Origin of the sequence: Roseateles sp., assembly GCF_031397715.1 — a bacterium.
Lineage (GTDB): Bacteria > Pseudomonadota > Gammaproteobacteria > Burkholderiales > Burkholderiaceae_C > Paucibacter_A.
On record NZ_JANNMI010000359.1, the window covers coordinates 1 to 3,992 of the forward strand.

General features: G+C 61.0%; 3 protein-coding genes and 1 pseudogene. 3 read left to right on the forward strand and 1 reads right to left on the reverse strand.

Annotation, left to right across the window (positions count from 1 at the left end; genetic code table 11):
- Positions 1–229, reverse strand: a pseudogene (locus RMO57_RS15665) (tRNA epoxyqueuosine(34) reductase QueG); the annotation flags it as partial.
- 69 nt (positions 230–298) lie between these two features.
- Between RMO57_RS15665 and tsaE the strand changes: the two are divergent.
- From tsaE to RMO57_RS15680, 3 genes are all read left to right on the forward strand, one after another.
- Positions 299–808: a tRNA (adenosine(37)-N6)-threonylcarbamoyltransferase complex ATPase subunit type 1 TsaE gene (gene tsaE / locus RMO57_RS15670; protein WP_310388178.1), complete on the forward strand. Its 510-nt coding sequence runs from the start codon at positions 299–301 to the stop codon at positions 806–808.
- The gene (locus RMO57_RS15675) at positions 805–2,202 is read left to right on the forward strand and encodes an N-acetylmuramoyl-L-alanine amidase (RefSeq protein WP_310388180.1); all 1,398 of its coding nucleotides are present in this window, start codon (positions 805–807) and stop codon (positions 2,200–2,202) included. Before tsaE ends, RMO57_RS15675 begins: the two co-directional genes overlap by 4 nt.
- Positions 2,203–2,520: 318 nt before the next feature.
- Positions 2,521–3,765, forward strand: a complete 1,245-nt coding sequence (locus RMO57_RS15680) for a tyrosine-type recombinase/integrase (RefSeq protein WP_310388181.1) — start codon at positions 2,521–2,523, stop codon at positions 3,763–3,765.
- The last annotated feature ends 227 nt before the right edge of the window (positions 3,766–3,992 follow it).

A 3,992-nucleotide genomic window follows, 5' to 3' on the forward strand; every position in this document is an offset into this window, starting at 1 on the left:
CGGGCGAGGTGTCGCGCGGCAGATAGTCCATCCGCGCCGTCAGCACCCGCAGCGTGCCCGGCACCAACTCGGCCGGCCGAGCGCGCTTCAGGCCGTGCGCCTGCATATAGTGCATCTGGCCGTGAAAGCCCGCTTCCAGCCAGGCCAACAAACCGGGCTCGGCCGAGCTCAAATCGATATCGGCCACACCGATCTGGGAGAATCCAAGCTCAAGCGCCCAGCCGCGCAGCTGCTCCAGCAGTTCGGCCAGCGCGCCGGCATCAATCTCGTCGTCTAACTTTTGTGGAGCTTGGGTCATTTGCGCATTCTAGAAACTCAGCCGCTGCGCTGGCCCAACGAGGCCGCTTGTGAGGCTTTTGCGCAGTCTTTTGCCCAGGCCTTGTTGGCTGGCACCGAGCCGGTCAACGCCAGCATCGAGCTGCACGGCCAGCTCGGCGCCGGCAAGACCAGTCTGGTGCGCCATCTGCTGCGCGCCTTGGGCGTCGAAGGCCGCATCAAAAGCCCCAGCTACGCGGTGATGGAAAGTTATGACTTGAGCGCTGTCTCGCCGCTGATCGGCGAAGTGAGCCACTTCGACTTCTATCGCTTCAATGACCCACGCGAATGGGAAGATGCCGGCTTTCGCGACATCTTCGCCGCGCCCGGCTTGAAGCTCAGCGAATGGCCCGAGAAGGCCGCCGGTGTGCTGCCGCCGGCCGATCTGCAAATCTGGCTTGAGGTGTTTGAGGACGACAGCCGCCGCGTGCGCCTGCTCGCCGGCAGCGCCTGGGCCGCCGATGTTTTGAGTCATCTGGAGGCCAGCACATGAGCGCCAGACGCGCGGCCTTGCGGGCGATGGGCGCCTTGGCCCTGGCGCTGCGGCTGCCCACTTTGGCGCAAGCCGCAGCCGCCTTCAGCAGCATCATCGCCGTGCGCGTCTGGCCGGCCAGTGACTACAGCCGCGTCACGCTGGAGTCCGACAAGCCGCTGCAGGCCAAGCATTTCCTGGTCGAGTCGCCCAACCGCCTGGTGATCGATATCGAGGGCCTGGCGCTGAACGCCGGCCTGCGCGAACTGCTCGGCAAGGTGCGCGCCGATGACCCCTTTATCGGCGGCGTGCGGGTCGGCCAAAACACGCCGCGGGTGGTTCGCTTGGTGATTGACTTGAAGCAGCCAGTGGCGCCGCAGATCTTCACGCTAGCACCCGTGGCAGCCTACCAGCACCGGCTGGTGTTTGACTTGCACCCGCAGCAAGCCGTCGACCCCTTGCTGGCCTTGATTCAAGAAAAAGAACAGGCCGAGCAAAGTGCGGCTCAATCGGTGCAAGACGCTTTGGGTGAATTGATAGGCCGCATCGACAAACCGCCGCGCACTGTCCTGCCGCCCAGTCCGCCGGCGCTGGTGGTGCAAACGCCGGTGCCTTTGGCGCCTTTCCCGAGCGGAACGGCCGCATCGGCGACCGGGGCCAAATCTGAGCCGCTGCCCACCGTCAATCAGGCCCGCTTGGACCGCCTGATCGTCATCGCACTTGATCCCGGCCATGGTGGTGAAGATCCTGGCGCGGTGGGGCCCTCCGGTCTGCGCGAAAAAGACGTGGTGTTGGCCATCGGCCTGAAGCTGCGCGAGCGGCTCAACAGCAACCCCAATATCCGCGTGATGATGACCCGCGACGCCGACTTCTTCGTGCCCCTGCACGAGCGCGTCAACAAGGCGCGGCGCGTGCAGGCCGATTTGTTTGTGTCCTTGCATGCCGACGCCTTTTTCACGCCCAAGGCGCGCGGTGCGTCGGTATTTGCGCTCAGTGACGGCGCGGCCAGCAGCCAAGCCGCCAAGTGGATGGCCAACAAAGAGAACGCGGCCGATCTGGTCGGCGGCGTCAACGCGGTTGCCGTCAAAGACGCGGCCGTGTTGCGGGCGATGTTGGACATGAGCACCACCGCCCAGATCAAGGACAGCCTCAAGCTCGGCCGTGAAGTGTTGGGCCAGATCGGCCGGGTCGGCAATCTGCACAAGCGTCAGGTTGAGCAGGCCGGATTTGCGGTCTTGAAGGCGCCCGACGTGCCGTCCATCCTGGTCGAGACGGCGTTTATCTCGAACCCGGAGGAAGAGGCCAAGCTGCGCGACCCCAGCTATCAGGCCGAACTGGTCGAGGCACTCGCCACTGGAATTGCGCGTTACTTTGCAAAGAATCCGCCGCTGGCAAGGCACCGGGCGCTGACGTGAGCTAGCGGCAACCGAGGTCAGCAACAGCTTTTGCTAGCACCGTTCCCCCTTCCGGACTGGTGCCCATAGCGGAAACGAGTTGCGGAAACGTCCCGTTTTTTGGCGTGTTTTGGGCAAAAAAAAGGCCGCTTAAAAGCGGCTTTTTCTATGGGAGGGGGTCCCCCTACATCCAATTCAACGACGTCCAAAAGCGTTCAAAATTTAGCTCTCTCATAGGAGAGACACTCATTCTACGATCCAACTGCGTCCAATTAAATACAACGCAATCGGACAGCCTATGGTAGAAACGATGGTAGATAAATTTACGACATCTTCCCTATGGCACGCAAAGCTAAAGAACTCTCTCCGCTGTCGGTGGGTCGCCTGACTCAACCGGGCCATCACGCCGTAGGCGGGGTGGCTGGTCTGTACCTTTATGTCATTGAATCGGGATCGAGATCGTGGGTATTGCGGGTGATGGTCGGAACAAAAAGACGCCACATCGGCTTGGGTGGATTCCCGGATGTTCCTCTGGCTCAGGCCAAGGAACGCGCCAGGAAGGCCCGTGACGAGATTGCTCAGGGAATTGATCCCATTGAACGGAAGCGGGAGACCGCGAGCCAGCTACGCGCCCAGCAGGCCACTGCCATCACTTTCAAAACTGCGGCCGAAACCTACGTCACCGCCCACGGCGAAACATGGAAAAGTGCAAAGCATCTTTCACAATGGAACGGCTCACTTAAAAACTACGCGTACCCGATCATCGGTGACTTGTTGATCAAGGATATCGGGCAAGAGCACGTGCTGAAGATCCTCGAACCCATTTGGAAGGTCAAGACCGAAACGGCGACCCGCCTCCGAGGAAGGCTTGAGGTCGTTCTGGACTGGGCCACGGTTCGTGGTTTCCGGATCGGCGACAACCCTGCTCGCTGGAAGGGCCACCTCGACAAGCTCTTGGCCGCACCAGGCAAGATTCAAAAGGTTGAACATCACCGAGCGCTTCCAATCGACGCCATGCCCCTATTCATGGTTGATCTCCGAAAGCGCGAGGGCACAGCGGCGCTGGCCCTTGAGTTCACCATCTTGACGGCGGCACGAAGCGGCGAGACACGGGGCGCAACTTGGGCCGAGATCGATAAGAGGGCCAAAGTCTGGACCATCCCTGCCGATCGCATGAAGGCGGGCAAAGAACATAGAGTTCCGCTAACGGAAACCGCTCTCCGACTGATTGAGCGCATGCCCAAGATCGCAGGTAGCGAGTTCATCTTTTCAGCGCCAAGGGGTGGCCAGCTATCGGATATGTCTTTGACGCAGGTCCTGAGGCGGATGAAGGCAGATGCAGTGCCGCATGGATTCCGATCAACATTCAGAGACTGGGCCGGCGAGCGCACCAACCACCCGCGTGAAGTCGCGGAACAAGCCCTGGCTCACGTACTCGAAAACAAGGTTGAAGCAGCCTACCGCCGAGGTGACGCGCTTGAGAAACGACGTGCGCTTATGAAAGACTGGGAATCCTTCATTGGGAAACCGATCGGACGACCCTCACTCGCTGAAGTTGTTTGGGGTCCATCCAAAGCAGACTGACAATCAAGCGCCGCGATGCAGTATGGGGCAGGCTGTGTCGCCAATCAACTGAAGGTTCCGGCTGTGTTGGCCTACCTAGCACCATTCCCCCTGTCTGGTGATCTCTGCATCGTTCCGCGCGATCGTGTCGCGGTCGCGCAAGTGATGTTCACCGGGAAATCATCTGATCGGCGTAGTCGGTTGGCTCCCCGCGTCGCTTGAGCACCTCGGGCCGTTGTGTGTGGTGG